The organism is Paenibacillus sp. NPDC056722, from assembly GCF_042790635.1.
Taxonomy (GTDB): Bacteria; Bacillota; Bacilli; order Paenibacillales; family Paenibacillaceae; genus Paenibacillus_AQ; species Paenibacillus_AQ agri.
The window spans coordinates 222,541-244,094 of the sequence record NZ_JBHTYV010000001.1 but is presented as its reverse complement, the minus strand read 5'-3'; the positions used below and the strand labels follow the sequence as shown (position 1 = coordinate 244,094).

At 45.2% G+C, this 21,554-nt stretch carries 22 protein-coding genes and 1 other annotated feature; of the genes, 21 read left to right on the top strand and 1 reads right to left on the bottom strand.

The genetic code is table 11. The annotated features are described in order from the left end of the window. The first annotated feature begins 493 nt into the window (after positions 1–493). The 3 genes from ACFRAM_RS01175 (at position 494) to ACFRAM_RS01165 (ending at position 3,985) form a co-directional block, all read left to right on the top strand. Positions 494–2,194, top strand: coding sequence for a proline--tRNA ligase (locus ACFRAM_RS01175; protein WP_379464190.1), 1,701 nt, complete (start codon positions 494–496; stop codon positions 2,192–2,194). Positions 2,195–2,382: 188 nt separating this feature from the next. After that, positions 2,383–2,609: a binding site (T-box leader), on the top strand. Positions 2,610–2,669: 60 nt separating this feature from the next. Then, the gene (locus ACFRAM_RS01170) at positions 2,670–3,476 is read left to right on the top strand and encodes a class I SAM-dependent methyltransferase (RefSeq protein ID WP_379464188.1); all 807 of its coding nucleotides are present in this window, start codon (positions 2,670–2,672) and stop codon (positions 3,474–3,476) included. Positions 3,477–3,637: 161 nt separating this feature from the next. Then, complete coding sequence (locus ACFRAM_RS01165) at positions 3,638–3,985, top strand: VOC family protein (RefSeq protein ID WP_066361611.1); 348 nt, start codon at positions 3,638–3,640, stop codon at positions 3,983–3,985. On the opposite strand, the gene ACFRAM_RS01160 is transcribed toward ACFRAM_RS01165, so the two are convergent. Then, entirely contained in the window at positions 3,915–5,033 is a 1,119-nt protein-coding gene (locus ACFRAM_RS01160) for a hypothetical protein (protein WP_379464186.1), read from the bottom strand. The two genes, ACFRAM_RS01165 and ACFRAM_RS01160, sit on opposite strands and share 71 nt — an antisense overlap. 237 nt (positions 5,034–5,270) lie before the next feature. On the opposite strand from ACFRAM_RS01160, the gene ACFRAM_RS01155 reads away from it, so the two are divergent. The 18 genes from ACFRAM_RS01155 (at position 5,271) to murI (ending at position 21,532) form a co-directional block, all read left to right on the top strand. After that, positions 5,271–5,753, top strand: coding sequence for a DUF5412 family protein (locus ACFRAM_RS01155; protein WP_379464184.1), 483 nt, complete (start codon positions 5,271–5,273; stop codon positions 5,751–5,753). Between the two features lie 82 nt (positions 5,754–5,835). Further along, a complete protein-coding gene (locus ACFRAM_RS01150) occupies positions 5,836–6,360 on the top strand; it encodes a hypothetical protein (protein WP_066361606.1) in 525 nt (174 codons plus the stop codon). A gap of 566 nt (positions 6,361–6,926) precedes the next feature. Then, entirely contained in the window at positions 6,927–7,328 is a 402-nt protein-coding gene (locus ACFRAM_RS01145) for a GntR family transcriptional regulator (protein WP_379464181.1), read from the top strand. Continuing rightward, positions 7,325–8,401 (top strand): DUF5808 domain-containing protein, encoded by a 1,077-nt coding sequence (locus ACFRAM_RS01140; RefSeq protein ID WP_379464179.1) that lies wholly within the window; start codon positions 7,325–7,327, stop codon positions 8,399–8,401. The genes ACFRAM_RS01145 and ACFRAM_RS01140 overlap by 4 nt, the downstream gene beginning before the upstream one ends. Before the next feature lie 199 nt (positions 8,402–8,600). Beyond that, positions 8,601–10,604 carry a serine hydrolase domain-containing protein gene (locus tag ACFRAM_RS01135; protein WP_379464727.1) on the top strand — a complete coding sequence of 668 codons (2,004 nt, stop codon included), beginning with the start codon at positions 8,601–8,603 and terminating at the stop codon, positions 10,602–10,604. A gap of 72 nt (positions 10,605–10,676) precedes the next feature. Next, positions 10,677–10,868, top strand: coding sequence for a hypothetical protein (locus ACFRAM_RS01130; protein ID WP_379464177.1), 192 nt, complete (start codon positions 10,677–10,679; stop codon positions 10,866–10,868). A 520-nt stretch (positions 10,869–11,388) separates the two neighbouring features. Next, positions 11,389–12,090 carry a hypothetical protein gene (locus tag ACFRAM_RS01125; RefSeq protein WP_379464175.1) on the top strand — a complete coding sequence of 234 codons (702 nt, stop codon included), beginning with the start codon at positions 11,389–11,391 and terminating at the stop codon, positions 12,088–12,090. 284 nt (positions 12,091–12,374) lie between these two features. Beyond that, positions 12,375–12,632, top strand: a complete 258-nt coding sequence (locus tag ACFRAM_RS01120) for a hypothetical protein (RefSeq protein ID WP_379464173.1) — start codon at positions 12,375–12,377, stop codon at positions 12,630–12,632. A 23-nt stretch (positions 12,633–12,655) separates the two neighbouring features. Beyond that, positions 12,656–13,216: a hypothetical protein gene (locus ACFRAM_RS01115; RefSeq protein ID WP_379464171.1), complete on the top strand. Its 561-nt coding sequence runs from the start codon at positions 12,656–12,658 to the stop codon at positions 13,214–13,216. 279 nt (positions 13,217–13,495) lie between these two features. After that, on the top strand, positions 13,496–13,774 hold the full coding sequence (locus ACFRAM_RS01110; protein WP_379464169.1) for a hypothetical protein: 279 nt from the start codon (positions 13,496–13,498) through the stop codon (positions 13,772–13,774). After that, positions 13,771–14,304 (top strand): hypothetical protein, encoded by a 534-nt coding sequence (locus ACFRAM_RS01105; protein WP_379464167.1) that lies wholly within the window; start codon positions 13,771–13,773, stop codon positions 14,302–14,304. The genes ACFRAM_RS01110 and ACFRAM_RS01105 overlap by 4 nt, the downstream gene beginning before the upstream one ends. A gap of 505 nt (positions 14,305–14,809) precedes the next feature. Beyond that, positions 14,810–15,823, top strand: coding sequence for an acyltransferase family protein (locus tag ACFRAM_RS01100; RefSeq protein WP_379464165.1), 1,014 nt, complete (start codon positions 14,810–14,812; stop codon positions 15,821–15,823). A 426-nt stretch (positions 15,824–16,249) separates the two neighbouring features. Continuing rightward, complete coding sequence (locus ACFRAM_RS01095) at positions 16,250–16,768, top strand: hypothetical protein (protein WP_379464163.1); 519 nt, start codon at positions 16,250–16,252, stop codon at positions 16,766–16,768. A gap of 79 nt (positions 16,769–16,847) precedes the next feature. Next, complete coding sequence (locus ACFRAM_RS01090) at positions 16,848–17,225, top strand: hypothetical protein (RefSeq protein ID WP_379464161.1); 378 nt, start codon at positions 16,848–16,850, stop codon at positions 17,223–17,225. Positions 17,226–17,480: 255 nt separating this feature from the next. Further along, positions 17,481–18,485, top strand: coding sequence for a Gfo/Idh/MocA family protein (locus ACFRAM_RS01085; RefSeq protein WP_379464159.1), 1,005 nt, complete (start codon positions 17,481–17,483; stop codon positions 18,483–18,485). A 22-nt stretch (positions 18,486–18,507) separates the two neighbouring features. After that, positions 18,508–19,446, top strand: a complete 939-nt coding sequence (locus tag ACFRAM_RS01080; protein WP_379464157.1) for a helix-turn-helix domain-containing protein — start codon at positions 18,508–18,510, stop codon at positions 19,444–19,446. Next, positions 19,443–20,525, top strand: a complete 1,083-nt coding sequence (locus tag ACFRAM_RS01075) for a Gfo/Idh/MocA family protein (protein ID WP_379464155.1) — start codon at positions 19,443–19,445, stop codon at positions 20,523–20,525. The genes ACFRAM_RS01080 and ACFRAM_RS01075 overlap by 4 nt, the downstream gene beginning before the upstream one ends. 224 nt (positions 20,526–20,749) lie before the next feature. Beyond that, positions 20,750–21,532 carry a glutamate racemase gene (murI, locus tag ACFRAM_RS01070; RefSeq protein WP_379464153.1) on the top strand — a complete coding sequence of 261 codons (783 nt, stop codon included), beginning with the start codon at positions 20,750–20,752 and terminating at the stop codon, positions 21,530–21,532. Positions 21,533–21,554 lie beyond the last annotated feature (22 nt).

The following is a 21,554-nucleotide window of genomic DNA, read 5'->3' as shown; positions in this document are numbered from 1 at the left end:
AGAGATCGTCTTTTCAGTTATCAGAACTGGGGACGGTCTCTTTTTGTTTGCACAACTGCAGAGATATTCGTTATCGCCCGTTATAAAATTTAAATCCTTTCCTTGACGAATTCCACGTGATCATATAAATTAATTACAATCTATGTAAGTCGAACTTTGTTCAGTTTGTAACCATATGGAAAAATGCATGGACCAAGGATCTGCAGTCCCATTATCGTTGGAACAGAGAGGGAACCCACCGGGTGAAAGGTTCCTCATAACGAGCGGAGTGCATCCTGCCTTGGAAGCAGCAGCGCGAGAGAACGTACAAACGCTGCCGGACTCGGCCGTTATCCGATGGAGGACTGCCACGATTGTCTGCGGCAGTTGAAACAGGGTGGTATCACGACGCATTCGTCCCTGACGAATGCGTCTTTTTGTTTTTCTGGCGAAGGTTCTGGTAACCGTCAGACAGTGAACAAGTTTTTAAAGAGTATCCAGGAGGATGATGAACATGCGTCAAAGCAATCTGTTACTCACTACTCTGCGAGAGGCTCCGGCGGAAGCGGAAACGGCAAGCCATGGCCTGCTGCTGCGGGCCGGTTATATCCGGCAGCTGGCCGCCGGGATTTACAGTTATCTGCCACTTGGACGGCGCGTCCTGCACAAGTTGGAGAACATTGTGAGAGAAGAGATGGACAAGGCGGGAGCCCAGGAAGTGCTGCTGCCCGCGATGCAGCCTGCTGAACTGTGGCAGGAATCGGGACGGTTCGGGGTATATGGCAAGGAGCTGATCACTCTGCAGGATCGCCATGACCGGGAATTTGTGCTCGGTCCAACGCATGAGGAAGTTATCACTACATTGGTACGGAACGAGATCAACTCTTACCGGAAGCTGCCGGTTACGCTGTATCAGATCCAGACTAAGTTTCGGGATGAACGACGTCCCCGCTCGGGACTGCTGCGGGGCAGAGAGTTCCTGATGAAGGATGCTTACTCCTTCGACAATGGATGGGAGAGTCTGGACCAATCTTATCAGACAATGTTTAATGCGTATCATCGGATTTTTGAACGCTGCGGACTGATCTTCCGTGCGGTGGAGGCGGATTCGGGAGCGATTGGCGGCGAAGGCGGCAGTCATGAATTTATGGCACTCGCAGATATTGGCGAAGATACCGTTGCTGCCTGTACGGCGTGTAATTATGCAGCCAATTTGGAGCAAGCCGAATCTGCAAAGACAAGTGAGCAAGTGGCGAAAGTTGTGGCAGATCTGCCAGCCATGGAGAAATTCCATACGCCAGACCTACGCTCCATTGAGCAGCTTACGGCAGTGGGGTTACAGCCTCAGGAGATCATCAAGACCCTGATCTATTCCGGCGGAGGGAAAGTATTTGCCGTTCTGGTCAGGGGTGATCATGAAGTCAATGAAATTAAGGTGAAAAAAGCAGTGGGAGCCGAGGAGATTACGCTCGTGAGCTACGAGAGTGTCGAAGCAACAGCGGGGACAGAGAGTGGCTTTATTGGTCCTGTCGGGCTGCTGATTCCGCTGCTCGTCGATGCAGAGGTAGCAGCTATGGGACATGGGGTAGCCGGCGCTGGCGAAGTGGATTACCATCTTCGTTATGTAGTGCCTGGTCGGGATTTCAGCCTGGATCAAGTAGGTGATTTCCGAAATGTGGAGGAAGGAGACAGCTGCCCGCGTTGTGGCACAGGACAGCTAAAATTCCATCTGGGGATTGAAATCGGGCATGTCTTCAAGCTGGGGACCAAATACAGCGAAAAGCTGGGTGCACGCTATCTTGACCCTTCCGGCAAAAACACGGACATGATCATGGGCTGTTACGGCATCGGTATATCCCGGCTGCTGGCCGCCGTAGTGGAGCAGAACCATGATGACCATGGGATAAGCTGGCCAGCGGCGTTGGCTCCATTCCAGGTTCACATTTTGCTAATGTCGGTGAAGGATGAAGTTCAGCGCACAGCTGCGGAGAATCTCTACACGGTGCTGAGTAAGCAAGGACTAGAAGTGCTGCTCGATGACCGGGATGAGCGTCCAGGCGTGAAATTCAAGGATGCCGAGCTGATCGGTCTCCCATTCACCGTCGTGATCGGTAAGGGAGCCGCTGAAGGTCAGGTAGAGCTTATTGAACGCAAAGTACTGACGAAGGAAAGCATGGGTCTTGAGGAAGCCATACTCCGGATTAGACAGGGCTGATTTTGCGCTATGAGACTAAAGCGTAAAATGATAATTTCCTGTACAGTCAGCGAGGAGAACCGCATAACCAATAGTATTAAGCGGTGAATTGAGCTTTTGACGAGTTTGAATGCGAAGAATAGTTAAAATTAAGTTTCTATTTACAGGTAATATTTGTAAAATGTATACTAAGTCCAATTAGAATATGATTAAACGCAATGATTGGGAGTATTAAGGAATAACTATTGCCCAGAGAGCTGTCGATTGGTGCAAGACAGTCAATGGTTCCCCCAACTCACCCATGAGCGGTAAGGTTGAACATTAGTAGATCTTAACGGCTAACCTCCGTAATCGGGTTCAAAGATTCGTTGTCGATTTACTTATAACAACGATCAAGAAGAGTGGTACCGCGAAGGTTAAACCTGTCGCCTCTTTGTAGGCGATAGGTTTTTTCTGTTTTTTCTGCATAAAAACTGTAAAGAGAGGTGTTTGGTCAATGGATAATGTTATTGATTATTACTCCCGGTTTGATGAATGGGGGAGGCTGGACAGGGAGCCGCTTGAGTTTACTATTAATCTGCATTATATAAAACAGTATTTAGCTTCGTCCGGAACTGTACTAGATAATGGCGCAGGACCAGGTAAATACTCAATTGAGTTAGCGAAGCTTGGATATAACGTAACGCTATCTGACCTAACACCTAAGTTAGTTGAAATAGCGCAACAGAAGGTATCTGAATTAGGATTGACAGAACGGTTTAATGGGTTTCATGTATTAAATGCAACACATTTAGAGGGGATACCAGACGAGATGTATGACGCTTCTTTGATGCTTGGTCCTCTATACCATTTACAAAAGGAAGAGGAACGAATATCAGCAATTAGGGAGTTGCATCGTGTAACAAAGCGGAACGGCATCGTTTTTGTCGCTCTCCAAAGCCGGATGAGAATGACAATTACATCTTTACAATATCCACTATTTTGGAAGCCCAATGATAACTTGGATACAATAAATGAGTTCTACGAGACCGGGGTGTTCAATCATAATGATAAAGGTCGATTTACAGGAGCGTTTTATTTTAACATCGATGAAGTAAAACCTTTTATGGAGAAGAATGGATTCGATACAATAGATTTAATTGGTTCTTCCAGCATCGGTGCAATGCTTTCAAATGAACAAAAGCAGTATTGGGCAGATCAAGGTGAGTATGATAGAATGGTTAATTTTCTCATTTCCATCGCTAAAGATCCTACGGTATTGGGAATATCATCTCATTTGCTATATATAGGGAGAAGAAAGTAATCCTGCAGGTTTAATCTTAAGTGGATTAGGTAGAATGGTTTATGAGTTAATGTTTTTAGACAAAATTCCGGTGTACGAGTTATTTGAGGTTATTGAAGCTTTTAAATAGGTAATCGTAATCGGATAGCTAAAAAATTGATGACAGACAGGAGTTAAATACGATGATAAAAGGTTTCGGAGGTATATTTTGGCGAACGAAAAATCTTGAAGTTATAAAAAAATGGTACAGTGAAGTGTTGAAGATTGAAATAGATCATTGGAACGGAACTGTGATCAAACCCCAATTAGGAAATGAGACTATCTTTTCTTTCTTTACCGAGGATGATAGTTATTTTCCAATAGAACAACAAGTGATGTTAAATTTCCAAGTAGATAATCTAAACGAGACTATTCAGCATCTTGAACATATTGGTGTCCCTCTTGCAAAGAAAGAAGAGATTAGTGAATTTGGGAAGTTTGTTTGGATTGAAGATCCTGAAGGTCGACTGATCGAGCTTTGGGAGAAATAACGGACAGAAATTCCTGATCATCCCAAATATCTGAAAATTCCGGTTGTTCCTTAAACATCTCAATATAGCGGCCTCTCATGTTCAGGTTGTTGACGACTTCATTTTCAGCCATGGCCAAATGATGCTGTGTCTGCGTACGATCTTTTTTCGATGACCAGATGCATATTGCCAAAAAGTAATGCGTGATCCCACCGGAGCCGTGTTTTATGTTAGATTCGAATAAAAGCTGTGCTTGCTGATACCGACCAGCCCATAAAAGACAGGCTCCGAGATCATTAGCGATAAACTTCTTCTTCTCTATATCAAGCGAGTCCGTTTCAAGTAGAGCCATAATAGACTGTACCTGTTGATCGTAGCTTTCCCAATCTTGTTTTTTTCGAAAAACCTCCAGCTTTATTGTGGTGGCGCCCAGCCAAAAAATAACCCGCTCTGGCCATTGTGCAGACTCATCCACGACTTTCATTAGACGTTCTGACTCTTTCATTGCTTCATCCATTTTATTGTGGAATACCAAATGTTCGCCGGCTGTCCTAATATAGGACGCTCGATTTTTACGGTTATCTTCAGTTGACTCTATGGAATTGATGATATCGTAATAGAGATCAAACCATTCGGTCATTCTGTTCACGCACGCCCAGCAATGTGCTTGTGTACCATCGAACATAACGGCTGGCCATGCTTTTGGTTCACAGTTCGCTTTTGTCCAATGCAGAAACATGAGTTGTTCGGCTACTGTCTCCTTGCATTTTTTTAATAGTGCCAATGTATCAACTAGTTCCCAGTGAGCCCAAAACCGTTCGTCCCGCTCCAGAGGTTCACGCAGGTAAAGTCTCAATTGATGTTCCCGTTCCTGTAACCCTGCATCGCCTAGGAAGCTCAAGATCCGATGCATTAGTCGGGCTGCTTCCTTGGTGTATCCGTTCAACGCGATGTCAGTCAATACTTGATCCCTAGCCGTTAACAATAGCGTCTCGTCCGTATTGAGTGGGTTAATTTCCTTGAAGTGACAATACTCATCAAACAATGAACGTGCAGCATTAATCGTCATACATTCTCCCCCTGTGTGCATAGTACGTTTATGTAACAAATTTATTACAGGCGCTATTTCACCGTCAAAAGTGACTAGAGCCTATTTTAGTTATCTGTTCCTGACTACGCCGCGTCTCAACCGAAGCAATCTTGCTGATACCTAGTTTATAGAATACAATAATATGGATTAATAGGAAATATTGTTGGTATTCAAAATATTGGAGAAATATTAGACCAGTCAACACTGGGGGATTATATGAAAAAAAGATATCTTGTTATTTTACTATTGATTTTCGGTATATTACTGTTAATTGGCTATAATAGGTACTTCTATAGTTTCAAAAGCCTTGATAATGCAACATTATTTTTAGGTCCCATAGAATCACCAGATGGTCAATATAATGCTAACGCGTATTATTTAGAGTATGGCGGTGCAGCAGGTGGGGTAATGTATATTGTCGAGGTTGAACAAATGCAGACTGGTAAAAAGAAAAAGGTATATTCAAGTAACCATAAAGATGATTTTTCGCTATCTTGGAAACCCTCCGACATCCTTTCTATAAAGAATGAAAGTCCTAAATATAATGACTATAGAAATATTGATTTGAATGTAAATACAGATATCTACGAAGAATCAGGAGCTGCCTGCCGAAGTCTATTGCTTAAAGGGGAATTCGAAAACTGCTACGAAGCGGAGGACATTAAGGTGGGTTTTATGTTTAAGCTGCTTGGTTTTTGAACTGACGTGCAGAGTAGTTTAATACATATTCAAGTTAGATGAAGTACTAATACGGTAAAATCACGTCTATAGGGGGCTTGGAATGTATCGGAAAAAGGCATTTATTATTCTTGCTACGGGATTTTTAATTTCATTGGTAGTGCTCGTCTATGTAACTCCTGTTGCAGGAAACCTTGTAGCAAATACAAGGCTTGAAGGATACGCTAGGAGCGTTGGGGTTAAAATTATAAAAAAATCCCCGCCGCTACCGAGTGTTACTTCGGGGCAAACTCAAATTCCAGTTATCCAGAGTAGTTATTGCTGGGGCCGTTTAGGATGTGCAGATTATGTAGGGGGAAGTACAATGTTAAAGGAGGTTACTCCCACTGCTATAACTCCCGAAGGAGACATTAAAGTTTCTTTTGCTTATAAACCAGCACCTAATGAGTTGTATATTCAGCAATTTATCGATGATAAAACAATACAAATCCCTTTGAATAAGGGGGCTTTTAACGCCCCCAAAGAACAAGGTACTTATTACTATGGGATTTCGGCGGTCTGGAAAACAGATGATGGTAAATTTTCGAAAGGTGATACATCAGCAGTTTTTGTTATTGAAGTTAAATGATTGAATTTACTGGATATGAGAACTAAAAAAGCATTAGGAGGAGGCAGTCGATCTAAATGATCGGTTGCCTTTGCTGTGCTTATACGCAGGAAAATTGAACAAGGATGCCACGGCAGCTGACCATAAATCAGCTGCTGTTTTTTATTAGGCTAAGAACAGGTCTTTTCAGTGCTTTATCTGAGCAAACTCATCAAGATGGAAGAATTTACATCTGAATCTTGTATATCATTCCCACATGTGTTATATATGTAATATAACACATGTGGAGGTGATGCGATATAGAACTACTTCGACATGTCAACATCGCGCATACATAATGATCGCCTACGCCATTACTGGTGCGCTGCTAATACCCTATTTCCTAGAAGTGCTACCGAAGGCCGAGAAACCGTCGATGTCTCTGTTCATGTGGCCGCTCGCAAGGCTGGACCGTATCAGAAGGCTGTGACTCCCTCATTTTTTTACATAACGGCAAACGTACTTGCAGTCGATATGCATTTGTACGGCAATATCGGCTCCACTCGCTTCTTGAAGACACACAGCAACTGCCATAAGGAGGGATATTTTTGTTCATAGAACTCGATCTGCAATCAGAAACACCAATTTACGCACAACTGGTTGACCAAATTGTAGAGGGGATCGCCTCTGGTACCTTGCAGCCGGGAGATCCGCTTCCGTCGATCCGGAGCTTGGCGGAGGACTTAGGAATCAATCTCCACACCGTCAATAAAGCCTACAATTTGCTCAAGCAAGAGGGCTTACTTCAAGTACACCGAAAGAAGGGCGTTATCATTCAGCCCGACGGGATGCCTGGCGTGACGGCGGATTTCGAAGAGAAGCTTAGGAGACAGCTACGGTCTCTTGCCGCCGCCGCCGCGGTGCGAGGTATGTCGGAAGAGGCATTCGCACAGGAGAGCAGGTCGGTGTACCGGGATATGATTACCAATCGTGGAGGGGAACAACGTTGAAACAAGAAGCCATGATCATAATGTTCAGCAGTTATTTGATGCTTACGCTGATGCTCAGCTTACAGGCCTTTATCGGCTTGCGGACCCTGCTGTTTGGTATTGTGTTACCGATGGAGGCCTTGCAGGACAGGGCCGTCCGAGTCATTCGCCGGAATTACGCTTTGCTTACCAGCGGTTTTGCGGTTGTCATCGGAGGCGCTTGCTTTTTATGGGTGCGTCATCAACCGGTACGGGGTCTCCTGATTTGGACGACAGCCCTCTTGCTTTTAATGAGTGCTTCTTTCTTCGCTACGTGGATCAGCCGGAGGTCCGCGGAGCGCTTGAAGGCAGCAAGAGGCTGGCAGGTTGTCGTGCAGAGTAAGCGCGCAGCGAGCCTCGGGATTGGCCGGACGCATAGCGCGGTGCTGAATTCTTGGTGGTATTCAGCAAATGTCGCCGTGATGGCGCTATGCATCTACTTTGCTATTGCGAGGTGGGATACGATTCCGGGGTGGTTGCATCTCGGAAAGTATGACTTTTACAAATCCGTATGGACCGTGTTCGCGTTGAACATCGTGCAAGCGCTGAATATCACCGTTTTCGCCGGTATTAATCTGATGATCAAGCGTGCCAGAACAGCGCTGGATCCCCAGGACCGTAAAGGTTCGTTGCAAAAACAGTTGAAGCACAAGAAAATTCATTCGATTCTGACTTGGGCCGCTTCGCTCCTAATGGTTGTATTCTTAGGGGTGGCGCAAGCCATAGCGTTGTACGGTTGGAGGGGGAATTTGCTTTTCCTCTCCGGTATGTTGCTTTGTACAGTGCTCTTCTTGGCACTGATCGGCGTCATGAGTTACCTGCGAATCAAAGGTATTGATCAGCTAAGGGACGTTCCGTCGATGGAGGAAAGGCACTGGAAGTGGCTCGGCAGTATTTATGTGAACCCTGAAGATCCGGCGTCGATCGTTCCGAACATTCACGGTTTCGGCTGGACAATCAATATGGCCAATTCGCTTGGTAAGATCATGATCGCCGCGATCATAACCGTTCCGGTGATCGAAATTATCTTATTTCTTCCTATTTTGAATAAATAATTTAATATCCGGAGGGGGAATTCGATTGATTAAAAGTCGATGGATAATTATAGCTGTGCTATCCTTGTGTCTGCTTCTGCCGTTAACCGCCTGCGACGACAACACACCAGTATCTGAGATGCAGAACATAGCAGAGGCACTGAATACGTCTGAGGTGATCGAACCAGTCGCAGTTCCGACAACCCTGCCGTTGGCGGAAATGGACTCACCATCGAACGAAGCTTGGCTTACATACGAAATTACCCGGAAAGTTGCAAAGGAGAAGGCAGATCTTCTGACGAAAACTTACGATACTAACAGCGTGCAGTATGCCATTATCGATCATGGCCACATCGTCGTATCCGGTCAATCCGGCAAGAATGATGAGCAGGGACAGAGGCCGCTCACGAAAGACACGATGTATGGGATCGGCTCGACGAGTAAAATGTTTACCACGGTTGCTGTTATGCAGCTGGTCGATCAAGGGGAAATCGATCTCGATACGCCGGTCGTCCAGTATATCCCCGAGTTTACGATGAAGGATGAACGCTACAAGCAGATTACACCGCGCATGCTGCTGAATCATTCTTCCGGTCTGAACGGATCGACAATTACGTACGCCTCTTTACTTGAAGATAACGATACTTACGCCCACGACACACTGCTGAAGCAACTGGCCAGACAGACCTTGAAGGCGGACCCGGGTGCTTACTCGGTTTACTGCAATGACGGATTTACGCTGGCCGAGATTCTGGTCGAACGTGTCAGCGGTATGGACTTTACCTCTTATATCCACCGATATATTACGAAACCTCTAGGTATGGCCAATACGGAGACGCCGCTCGATTCTCCGGATACAACGAAGATGGCGGGACTCTATTATCCTACCTACATAGGACAACTTCCCAACCAGTCGGTTAACGTGATCGGAACGGGGGGCATCTATTCCACGGCTGAAGATTTGGCTGTATTCTCGCAAATTTTCACGGGGAGAGCGGAAGAAGTCTTGTCCGGCAAATCGGCTGCGGCTATGGCGCAAGACGAGTACAAGACGTCATTGTGGCCTGACGATGCGGACAACTCATTAGAATACGGTCTCGGCTGGGACAGCGTCAATCTGTATCCCTTCAGCGAGTACGGGATAAAGGCACTCACCAAAGGAGGGGACACGCCTCTTATTCACTCGTCGCTCGTTGTGCTTCCCGAACAGGACATGGCTGCAGCCGTCGTCTCTTCTGGCGGGAGCAGCACGTACGACCAGCTTCTGGCGAACGGAATCCTGCTTCAGGCGCTAAAGGAGAAAGGGATACTTGCTGAATTCAATCCTGAGAAGTCCTACGGCGTGCCGGTAAAGGCTGATATGCCGGAGTCCATGCTGAAGTATGCGGGAATCTATGGTGCATATACTGGAACGTTTAAGATCGATATTAACAAAGGCGGCGTTATGTCTGTCACTTCGGAGCAGTTACCTGGTAACCCGCCCCAGATCTACAAGTATTCGGCGGACGGCACGTTCCGGAGTGTAGATGGGAACGAGATGATCAGCTTCGTGACGGAGGAGAACGGCCGCACCTACCAATGGCTTCGTCGATACATTTCGTTACCGGGTCTTGGGCAGACGGCAATGTCAGAGTATAGCGCCGAGAAGCTCCAGTCTCAAGAACTTCCGGCAAAGACAAAAAAAGCATGGATGCAGCGCGACGGCAAGAAGTATTATTTGCTGAATGAGAAGTATTCGTCGATCTTTTATTTGGTGTTGCCGCCAACCCAATTGAACGTGTCGAAACAATTGCCGGGGTATGTGCTAGATAAGCGAATTACAGGCCCGGATACGGCCGTCTCCGAATTACAAATTCCGGGAATGAACGGGCGGGATCTCTCAGGGTTAACGTTCTTTACGCAGGAAGGCGTTGAGTACCTGGATCAAGGCGGAATAATCTTTGTGAACGAGGACGCCGTGAAGCCTTTTAACTTCGATAAGAAGTCTATCGTTACGATTCCGCCCGACGGATACGCCAGATGGTATACGATAAGCGACACAGACGGGGGCAAGACCGCCCAGGTGAACATGTCCTCGAACGCCTCCTTCGCTGTTTATGATGTGAAGGGAACATGCATCTACTTCAGTGTCATCGGAAGCAAGGATCCGGTTGTATTGCCCGCGGGAGGATCGATTGTTTTCGCCGGAGATGCCGGCACGAAGTTCGAGATTTCCGCTCAGTAACTTCGTAATAGGCATTTCATAACTGGCCAAGATAAAGTCCTGCGTATAAGATTGTTGAATGGAGGTGGCGTGATGAGTGAGAAAAGAGAAAAGGTGATAATTATAACTGTATCGTCACAGGATGTTTTTCTTACGACCGTAGAACAGGAGGTAGAAAATAAAATTAATTCATGGTTGAGCAACAACAAGAGGAAAAACGTTAAAAACATTCAACTATCTTCTTCTGGAGATAAGGCAAATGCGCTAATATGGTACGAGGAGTAAGAATAGCACCTTCGGGTGCTTTTTTCATGTCTATAAATGATCTTCTGTGAGCCCATTCAAGGCATTGTTTCGTTAAGCTTCCGTTTGTCCGTTTGTGAGGACAGGGCTGGAGAAGGGCAAGACGGCGGCGATGAGGAAGAGGAAGTTAGCCACATCAGAGTTAAAGAGACGAAGGAACAATATACGCTGGAATAATCTATCAGTTTTTTTATAACTAGATTAAATCACTTTATGATACAGTACTCTAAAGTCATAGGAATCAGTCATAATCTGCACAGATCCTCAAAAGGAGAGGTATTGTAGTGGTTTGGAATATTCAAAAGTTTAGAGGTTTTTTATCAGCCTATGTCCTAGTTATTCTCATGCTTACAGGTGCTGTACTTCTAGGGCACAGGGATATTCTCTTCCCGGAAATTGCAGGGATTGTAGTGGGTATTATGGTGTTTAATGTACCGAGTTGGATAAAGAAGCCTCTTCATGTGTGGTTGTCGCCAAATTAGCTGCATTCATAGGGACTTCCTTGAACACCTTACCTCTGGGGCCTCTGCTGAAAATATGGTTAGGTCTTGTGATTATTGTTATTCTAATGCATATTTTCCGTGTCCATTTTGGGCCAACGATTCCAGCGGGATTGTTGTCGATCTTTTTTGGAATACATGACTATGTTTTTGTGATTACAACAGGTGTCTTTACATTCGTGATTATGTTGGCCGCATTTAGATTAAGAGATCCGGAGAAGATGCCTGGTGGTTCGCAACAATTTCGAAAGAAGCTGGACACACTTGTCATAACCATCGTTAAAGGCCTATGGATTGGTCTGGCATTTGTAACAAAACTAGACGTCTTCGTGGTTCCGCCTATATTTGCTCTCATTTTCGAGGCTTTTCATGCTAAGGAGTTTACGTGTAAGTTGATTCCATCGCGTACAGCGGTATTAACGATCACAGCGATCCTGTCAGTCGGTGTCTATCACTTGTTGCCCGGTTCGACAATTGTGGTTGGTGTTATAAATGTTCTGATTCCAATCATTCTGTGTACGTTGTTCAAAGTTCCTGTCCCTGTCGCATTTGGTGTCTCGTTGATGCCACTCAGCAATCCGGCATGGGGGAGCTGGTGGTTTCCAGTCGGTGTCTTTGTCACAACAGATTTTTTGATGTGTTTCTCTGCAGAGTACCGGCAATTCAGGAACAAGCGATCAGAGACGGCTGCGATTTATGGATAGGATAACTAGGCGAAGCGGGAGGTAGGTTTGAAGAATAGTTTGAATACATGCCGTAGAGAGCCGTCTGCTGAGGGATGTATTTAAAAATGTTTGGTTTGATCAATGGGGGCGGTTTTTAACCGTCTCCTTTTTTTGTCTGATTCGGATTAACATATGAAGAATAGAATATCCATGAACCCTCGTACCCCCGGTCCGAAAAAACAAGAGAACATTCGCCTAAGAATCGCTGTATCATGCTTAATGGTAGTGTCATGAGTAGCCTGAGCGAGAGTATCTGAATCTTAGTGGGAGCATCTAGTGAACGAGGCGTGGTGAAGCTCATCAACGATGCTAAGAAGTATCAGGAATTTGGAGCCCAGCAATTTGCAGATGAGGTGGCGCCGTGTGTGACAGGTACTCGATTTGGAAGCGGGGCTATTGCAGTTGCTGATCCAAGGGTTCCGGAACGACTAGGCAAATATACCGATCAGTACCGGGTACAGTCAACGGGTGAACCGGCGGCTACGGTGACGGGTTCCATGGATGTGCAGAATGGAGCGTAACTAATTGCAGATCTTTCGCTGAAATGTGCTCCGAGTGCGGAAAAACTCCAGAAGAGCTCGCTGCGGAAGCTCGCAAAAAGGCGTATGAGGCGGATCTCAAGACTGTTCAGTTTCAGGCGGATTATTTCGACTTGTCCCCGGAAAAACAGATCGAAAAGTATGAGGCTCTACGCAAGAAGCACGCGCAGTTTTTGGCAGAGTCCATTGATGATACTCGTACTTTGGCGCTGCAGATTAAGCGTCTGGGTGAAGACAGTATTCAGGCGCAGTATGATTTTTCAGCCGAGTGGATCAAGCAGGAAGAGCGGCGTATGGAAGATAGCGGAAAAACGGAGAAGCAGATCGCAGAAATGCGGCTAAATTCCTGGACGCGCATGCGTGACCGATATAAAAAGGACTCCGATGAGTACAAAAAAGCGGACGAAGAGGTATATAAGGCGCGCAAAGATGTAACTAAAAAGACTCATGATGCTTCTTCCAAAGGTATCGACGAGGAGATGAGACGTCAAGAGGATGCGGGTAAGACAGAGCGAGAAATGGCGAACTCACGCCTATATATGTGGGAAAACATCCTGAAACGGTAAAAGGAAGGCAGCGAAGAGTATAAGAAAGCAGACGAGCAAGTTCGGAAGGCGCGGAAGGACCTTGCGTCAGCGACTGATAAGGAGACCAAAGAAACGTACGATAGCCGCTCTAAGCTCATCGATAAGGAAATCCGCAGGCTTGAAGATACTGGCGCTACCGAGGAAGAGATCGCTAAGTACAAGGTGAAGGCTTGAACGGAGCTGCGTGATCAGTATGATAAGGACTCGGATTTTTACGAGAAAGCTGACGAACAGCTCTACCAAGCGCGGAAATCCCTCGTGGATAAAACGACCACACTCGCGGACGATCTTGTCAAAGAGGAAAAGAAGCGTATCGATGCCGCGAAAAAGGCAGATTTAGCAGCAATTGAGGAGCGTAAGAAGAAGTACGTAGCCACTCAGGATGAGAAGCTTAAAGCAATTGACGATCTGCTGGCGAAGGAATCAGAAGCAAATAGGAATATCGACTATGGAGAAGATTTGGCAAAGAAGAATGTTAGAATTGACCTACTCTCTTCTGCAGTAGTAATGAAGGCATCAAAGAACGGAATAAGTTGATTGAAGAACGGGATAAATTCGTCCTTAATCACAACCGCGACTTGCGAAGGCGTGAGCTGGAATCGCAGAAAATAGCTCTTCAGAAGGAAACAGAGACTCAACTGGCTGCATATGAGACAGAGAAAACGAATGCTGAAGCGCAGTATGATGCATTGACAGCGGCCTTTGACGCATACAGTGGTGACATTAAGGATATCGCGTCCGGTATTGCTGCGTTTCGTGTATCTGAATCTGCTTCGGCTAATGCAACGATTCTGAAGGACTTGGACACCTTTGTCACTCAGCATAAGTCGAAAATGGCCGAGGTAACTGTGACTAAAGCAGCTTCACAGAAAGATCGGGACCTTGAGGAATACAATGCGAATAAGGACGCCTGGAATCGTGCGAAAGCTGCTAGCGACACTACGAAAATGACAGGATTGTCGAAACGTAATCAAGAGCTGCGCGATCTTTACGAAATAACTAAAGACAGTGGGAAGAAGCTGCAGCAGTTTAGTGTTGGCGGTATTGTGGCGCTGTCGATCCATTAGCCAGTTACTCTGCTTCGGATTGGATCAAAGTATTACTAAATACCATTTGCTCCAGTGACTATTTTGGTTATGCCGGGCGTGTATGTGAAGAGCGTTAACCTTATAGAGCGATATGTTTCTTTGGTCGGAGTCAATAAAGAGACATGTATTGTTAAAACTTATACGAATGACTACTATCATTCGCCGATTGATTTATCGTCTAATGCGCACTTATTGAACCTGACGATTATCGCGGATGATGATGGTTCAACGACGTCAATGTAGCCTACTCAGAGTCAGGCGGAGTAACAAATGCTGTTTACCCAGATACACCGCATGATGCCAGTTGTATAGCAGGTTACATTAAATGTGATGTCGGAAGTTTTGGTAATAGTGCAGATCGTCTAAACACCTAAGGGGATCTGCCTATTAATAAATTGATTGATAAAAACAAAAAGGCATGCTATTGTTTAATTTGTGCGCTTGGAATAATTATCTAAATATAAAATGTGAGTTGGAGTAGAGAATGGAAAATAAAAGAATTGAATGGATTGACATATCTAAAGGGATACTTATAATTTTGGTGATGTTAGGACATACGCAAGCATCGCCTCATTTGGTGGGTTATATTTTTTCGTTCCATATGCCATTCTTTTTCTTTATCTCAGGATATTTATTTAATGTAGAAAAATACCAGAGTTTCACCAATGTTGTTGTGTCCAAGTCAAAATCTATTCTGATACCATATATATTTTTTAGTGTTTTATCAGTAATCATATATTCAGTTATTTTTGACTATCATTTTAATAATTGGTACTCATTAGTCAGTATGTTCCTAGAATCAAAAAGAAATGAAATATTCTACAACGTTCCACTATGGTTTTTTACAACTTTATTTATAATTGAATTATTATATTTTTTAATTCGAAAGCACATTAATAGAAAGTGGATTGTCCTTACAATTTTAATAGCGCTTAGTGGATTTGAGGCCATTAAGTACAATACGACAGGACAGCCTAAATTACCCTGGTCGTTTGATCTAGGGGTTTATTATATGGTATTTTTTGGTATAGGGAACCTTATAAGAAATATCTCTATTAATAATAAGTTTATAAAGAAAAGCTTGTATGGGTTTTGTTTTATAATTAATATTTTATTTTTAGTCTCTCCAGAAACTTTTAATGGAGTTAATAATATTGTTTACTCGCACGGTTCTTTTGCTTACTTATGGTCATTAATTCTAGGTTTTGCTGGAATAGTTACTTATATTGGCTTATCGAAATATGTGAAGTCCAGTAAAGCATTATCTTATTTGGGGAAAAATACAATGATAATATTCCCGTTACATTTTGTATTGGGATATAACTTAATTAATGTATTCGTTTTAGTTTATAAAATCCCAATAGTACCTTCTAACATTACTGGTTTTATATTTGTTGGTATTGAATTATTGATATTGATTCCTGTTGTTAACATAATCAATTCTTATTTCCTGAATTTTGTAGGAAAACAAGTGAGAGGTATATCCAGAAGTGATTAATTTACAGTTTGATCATACTGCTCACTACCGACAACCGAAAACGGCAATAAAAAAGAGCTGCTGGATCACTCCTGCGGCTCTTTTTTATGACTATTAATATACATGGAAAATTAATTTAGAAAAAGTTGTTTGAAAGTGTCTCGCCAGAGAAGTAACCTTCAAAATCGTCTTTTTCTACCACTTCAAGAGCATAATCGTCGCTAACATCGCAATTTTCTAAGCACTGAGCATAAAGCGAAGATAAATCTTTGCCTGTAATATGAAGCGAATAATTATTACATTGAGGTCACAAATAACGCTTACGATGAATTTCATCAAGCTTGGCGAGTAGGTGCTTCATGTGCATCACATCCTTGGAATTATTTAATCCCAATATATTATTATCGGACGATTTTTCAGGAAATGTTAGGGAGTATATGCTAAAAATTGTGGATATGTATAGCCACTGTTGTTCAGCGCCGCCGCTGGGTTAATAGCGACTACGAGATATCCTTCACTGTCCCGATGACTAGTGCAGATTACAAAGAAAAGATCATTCCTAAAGGCCACGTTCAAGACGAACGTGGCCAAATTTATGTCATCCAAAGCCACGCCAGGGATCTTAGCAACAAAAAAATCAGCGCCCAGGACATCTGTACACACATCATGTTCAAGATGGTCGATTTCAAGATTCCGTATAACCAATACATCGATGAGGCCTATGGAGTTCATATCACAACGCTCCTGAACAGGATCACGGCTGCTACGGGCGGTGTTTATACCTTCGTGCTCCATGACATATTTGACCTTCGGGATGTGAAAGATTGGGGAAGGACAACGGTGCTTGCTGGGCTTAATGATTTCATTAATCTATATGGCTGCAAGATCGAATCGGACAACACTGTCATTCACCTCTCAACGCTTTTAAAACAGAGTTCAAGTATGACGGTCGGGGGATTGTGCTAAAAACTACTGTAAACGCACTTGATCAGGTCATAATGACTTCAAACGGAATCATAGTTACTCGAGCGGCGGCGCTACAGCCATGACCGCGATTACTGCGAATTGGGTATCTGCACCGGCCGTTGTGGGTATTTTAGGTAACTTTGTAGAGGTGAAGATTGGTGAGGGCGAGAACGTTACTCAGATCAATCTGAACGGGATTGTTGCGGGGCGTTTGGGCTTTCATTCAGCGCCCTTCCGGGTCTACATGAATGATGATGTGGTGGCGAGGTCGATTACGCTGACTGGATTGATTGAGGCTTCTTCGGTGTATGACGGACTTTTATGCCGGGACCATAACGGGGCGAAGATCCGGACTGCTGCTTTTTTGCGATGTTCCAGTTATCGGGTTAGAGCTGCCCACCGCTGTTTTCATTACCATCTCTTGCTCACTCCCTTTCAAGACAAGTTTTTTGTATAACTTTCCCTTAGCAGTGCTGGTTATTCACTAAGGTACAGGTCCCTACAGGCCGCCCACCTGACCTGATTTCTCTTACATACAATAGGCGAATGACTTTGCCAGCTGTTTGAGGCTTTTTTATGAATGAAATTATATTTTCAGAAGTGCGTCGTAATTTTATATAGTAGGTGTCGCATATTCCTATTAAAAATGCCCAGAAGATGTGATACCTTATAGGTGGATGTCAGAATAATATATACTTGGAGGCCAAGCGAAATGACTATTAGAATTGGCAAAATCAGTTTTTGGCACGTCCATGCCTGGGACTATGTCAAACAAGCCCAAGAGCATGAAGATACCGTTATCGCTGCGGTGTGGGATGAAGATGCTGAGCGCGGGGCAGAGGCTGCTGCGAAACTGAATGTTCCTTTTTTTGAATCCTTGGATGAGATGCTGGCACAAGAAGATATTGATGCCGTAATTGTAGATGCGCCGACGAACCGGCATGAAGAGGTTATACTTGCCGCGGCCAAGGCGGGCAAACATATTTTCACGGAGAAAGTGATCGCCTCCACGCAAAAGGAAGCCAATCATATCCTTGCTGCTGTTAACGACAATAAGGTCAAGCTGACGGTTTCGCTGCCTCGTCTAAATGATGCGTATACTTTGAAGATACAAGAGGTTCTGGAACAGAAATTACTGGGTAAAATCACATACGTTAGAGTTCGTTTGTCCCACAACGGGGCCACGGCGAACTGGTTGCCATCTCATTTCTACAATCTGGAGCAATGTCAGGGCGGTGCATTGATCGATTTGGGTTGTCACCCAATGTATCTGGCCCGTTTGTTCCTAGGGGAGAAAATCACTGGTGTAAGCGCTAACTTTGGTTATGTGACCGGTAAGGAAGTGGAAGACAATGCGGTGGCTACTTTGCATACCGAATCAGGTGCAATTGGTGTGGTGGAAGCCGGATTCGTGAACAGTCATTCGCCGTTTACCATTGAAGTGCATGGAATTGAAGGTACTCTGTTGTTCGGTACGCCGGAGGCCAAACTTCTACTCAAGACAAATGTCGGTTCAGAGGATTCGCCAGAGTGGAATGAACTGACACTGCCGGATAACCGGGAGAGTGCGTTCCATCAGTGGGTTGGCCACATTCGGGGGAATACGCTGGCTGAAGAAAACCTGGCAATAGCCACCGAGCTTACTTCTCTGATGGAAGCGGCGAATCGCTCCGTCCAGGAAGGACGTAAGATCAAGCTGGAAGAACTCGGCTCCTAATGCCTTTGGGAGGACGCTTACAATGAATAAATTTCCTTTCGAGATCATGTTCGAGAAGCATGAACTTCTGGAGCGGCTGGATCTCACCATCCCGTGGGGACATTATGAGATTCGGGTGCTGCGGTTTCACCTGACCTCTTTTCCACCAGGTAAGATCATTGATTTCCACGTTCATGCTGAATTCGAATTTCATTTTATCCCGAGAGGAAAAGGGAAGGTTATTCTCGGCGATCAAATGTACCCGTTGTCCGAAGGGATGCTATATATGACCGGACCGGGGCTCGTTCATTACCAGGAGGCCGACTCCGAAGAGTCCATGGAAGAGTTGTGTCTGCATGTGGACATTGTAGAGAAGCCGAGGGAAGATGTAGATCCATGGGAGGCTGCAGAAGCCGAGGAATTCGTCGCGAAGCTCCGGGCGCTGCCCTTGACGCCAGCGTATGATTACCATCAGGCGATGAAATGCTTTTTGGAAGCTTATACAGCCTGTGATGGAAAGCTCATCGGCTATTACACATCGATTAGGCACCTGGTCATCAGTATACTGATCAAAGCAGCAAGAGCCTATGATACAGGCGAGATTGTGAGTGAAGCACCAGTCCGGGATATGTCGACCTATCGCTATGAATACGCCGTCCAATACATGGAAGCAAACCATTCGTCGGCTGTCACACTGGACAATGTAGCAGAGAAGCTGAACATCAGCAGCAGGCAGCTGCAGCGGATTTTCAATCAGGCTGATCCGAAACGGCCATTTAGCAGGGTTTTGGAAGATATTCGGCTGCAGGCGGTATGTCGAAATCTGGAGGAGAGTACGTACCCGATTGAGCAGATTGCGCAGGCAGCGGGCTTTACGAATGCGAACTACCTGCATGCCGTTTTTCGCAAACGCATGGGGTTGACGCCCGCGGTGTATCGTAACATGAAACAGCAAACCACTAGTGAGGGAGAATGGATATGAGCAAAGTATACAAGGTTGGAATTATTGGCTGCGGCGGGATCGCTAATGGAAAGCATTTGCCGAGTTTAAGTAAGCTTGCGAACGTTGAGCTGGTAGCTTTTTGCGATATCGTAGGGGAACGGGCGGAAGAAGCAGCAGCCAAGTATGGAGCCGTAGATGCCAAGGTCTATACGGACTATCAGGAACTCTTGCAGGACGCTTCGATTGACATTGTGCATGTCCTAACACCAAATATCTCTCATGCTGAAATCTCCATCGCTGGGCTCGAAGCCGGCAAGCATGTGATGTGTGAAAAACCAATGGCCAAGACCTCCGAGGAAGCCAAAGCGATGGTGGAAGCAGCTAAACGGACTGGCAAGAAACTGACTATCGGTTATAATAACCGTTTCAGAGAAGACAGCTTGTATTTGAAAAAGCTTTGCGAAGAAGGCGAGCTCGGCCATATCTACATGGCTAAGGCTCATGCGATCCGTCGGAGAGCTGTCCCGACCTGGGGTGTCTTCCTGGATGAGGAGAAGCAAGGCGGCGGGCCGCTGATTGATATCGGCACCCACGCACTGGATTTGACCCTATGGATGATGGACAATTATAAACCTAAGGTAGTGCTTGGCACGAAGTATCATGAGCTTTCCAAGAGAGAAAATGCAGCCAATGCCTGGGGACCTTGGGACCCGAGCCAGTTCAAAGTAGAAGATTCGGCGTTTGGCATGATCGTGATGGAGAATGGAGCGACCATTATGCTGGAATCCAGCTGGGCGCTGAACTCCCTCGAAGTAGATGAGGCAAAATGTAGTCTGAGTGGAACCGAAGCTGGAGCGGACATGAAGAACGGTCTGCGCATCAACGGAGAGAAGTACGGCCGCTTATACACAAATGAAGTTGAACTGAGCGCTGGCGGAGTAGCCTTCTACGAAGGCCGTGAAGAAAGTGCGCCGGACATCGAGATGAGAAAATGGATTGAAGCGATTGAAGAGGACAAAGATCCAGTCGTCACACCTGAACAGGCTTATGTGGTGTCACGGATCCTGGAAGCCCTCTATGAATCGGCACGTACAGGTCAAGCGGTTTACTTGGACTAGAAGACACCGGATAAGCACAGAACAGTACGTCTCCCGCCAACGGGAGATGTGCTGTTCTTTTGTTTTTAGAGGGAAATAGGTGTTGTAGTAATCATGCAGGACGAAAGTCCCGACCTAGAAAGCGGGCTTGCACTGTGAATCGGCATGTTTCATACTATATAAGCAATTCATCTTGGAGAATGGGAAGAATTTATTTAATATCGTTAATTATTGGAGGGTTAGAAATGCGAATTGGAATTTTTGATTCCGGGGTGGGCGGCATTACGGTTTTGCATGAGGCCTTAAAGCAGCTTCCCATGGAGGATTATATATATTACGCCGATACACTGCATGTTCCCTACGGTCCGAAGCCGAAAGAAGAAGTAAGGACCTATATTTCTAATGCAGTAGAGTTCATTGTTGAACAGCAGGTCAAAGCAGTGGTGATTGCCTGCAATACTGCTACAAGCGTCTCGATAGACGAGCTAAGAGCACACTACGACATTCCGATCATCGGTATGGAGCCCGCGGTCAAGCCAGCGGTTGAACACAATCGGAGGGGAAATACGCGTGTTCTGGTAACCGCCACGGCTCTTACACTGAAGGAAGAGAAGCTGCAAAATTTAATAACTAAGCTGGATAACGAACATATCGTTGATTTACTGGCGCTCCCGGCTCTCGTTGATTTTGCGGAGGAATTGGAATTTAGTGAGGAAGTCGTTCTGCCTTATCTTAGGGAACAGCTGCAAGGTTATGATTGGAGCCACTATGAGACGGTGGTTTTGGGCTGCACTCATTTCTCTTTCTACAAGGATATGTTCAGAAAGCTGCTTCCGGAAGGTATCCATATTATTGATGGAAACAGAGGAACGGTTAAGCATCTTAAAAGAACGCTGGCAGAAGCGGGAGCTCTGCATAAGGGCAGCGGTAATCTGGTGTTTTATCAATCAGGAGTCAGGGTAGAGGCAGCAGCTGAGCTGGAGAAATACGGGCGGTTATTAAAAAGATTAGACCAGATTCAGATCTGAATCGCTGAAAAGTAGAGGGACA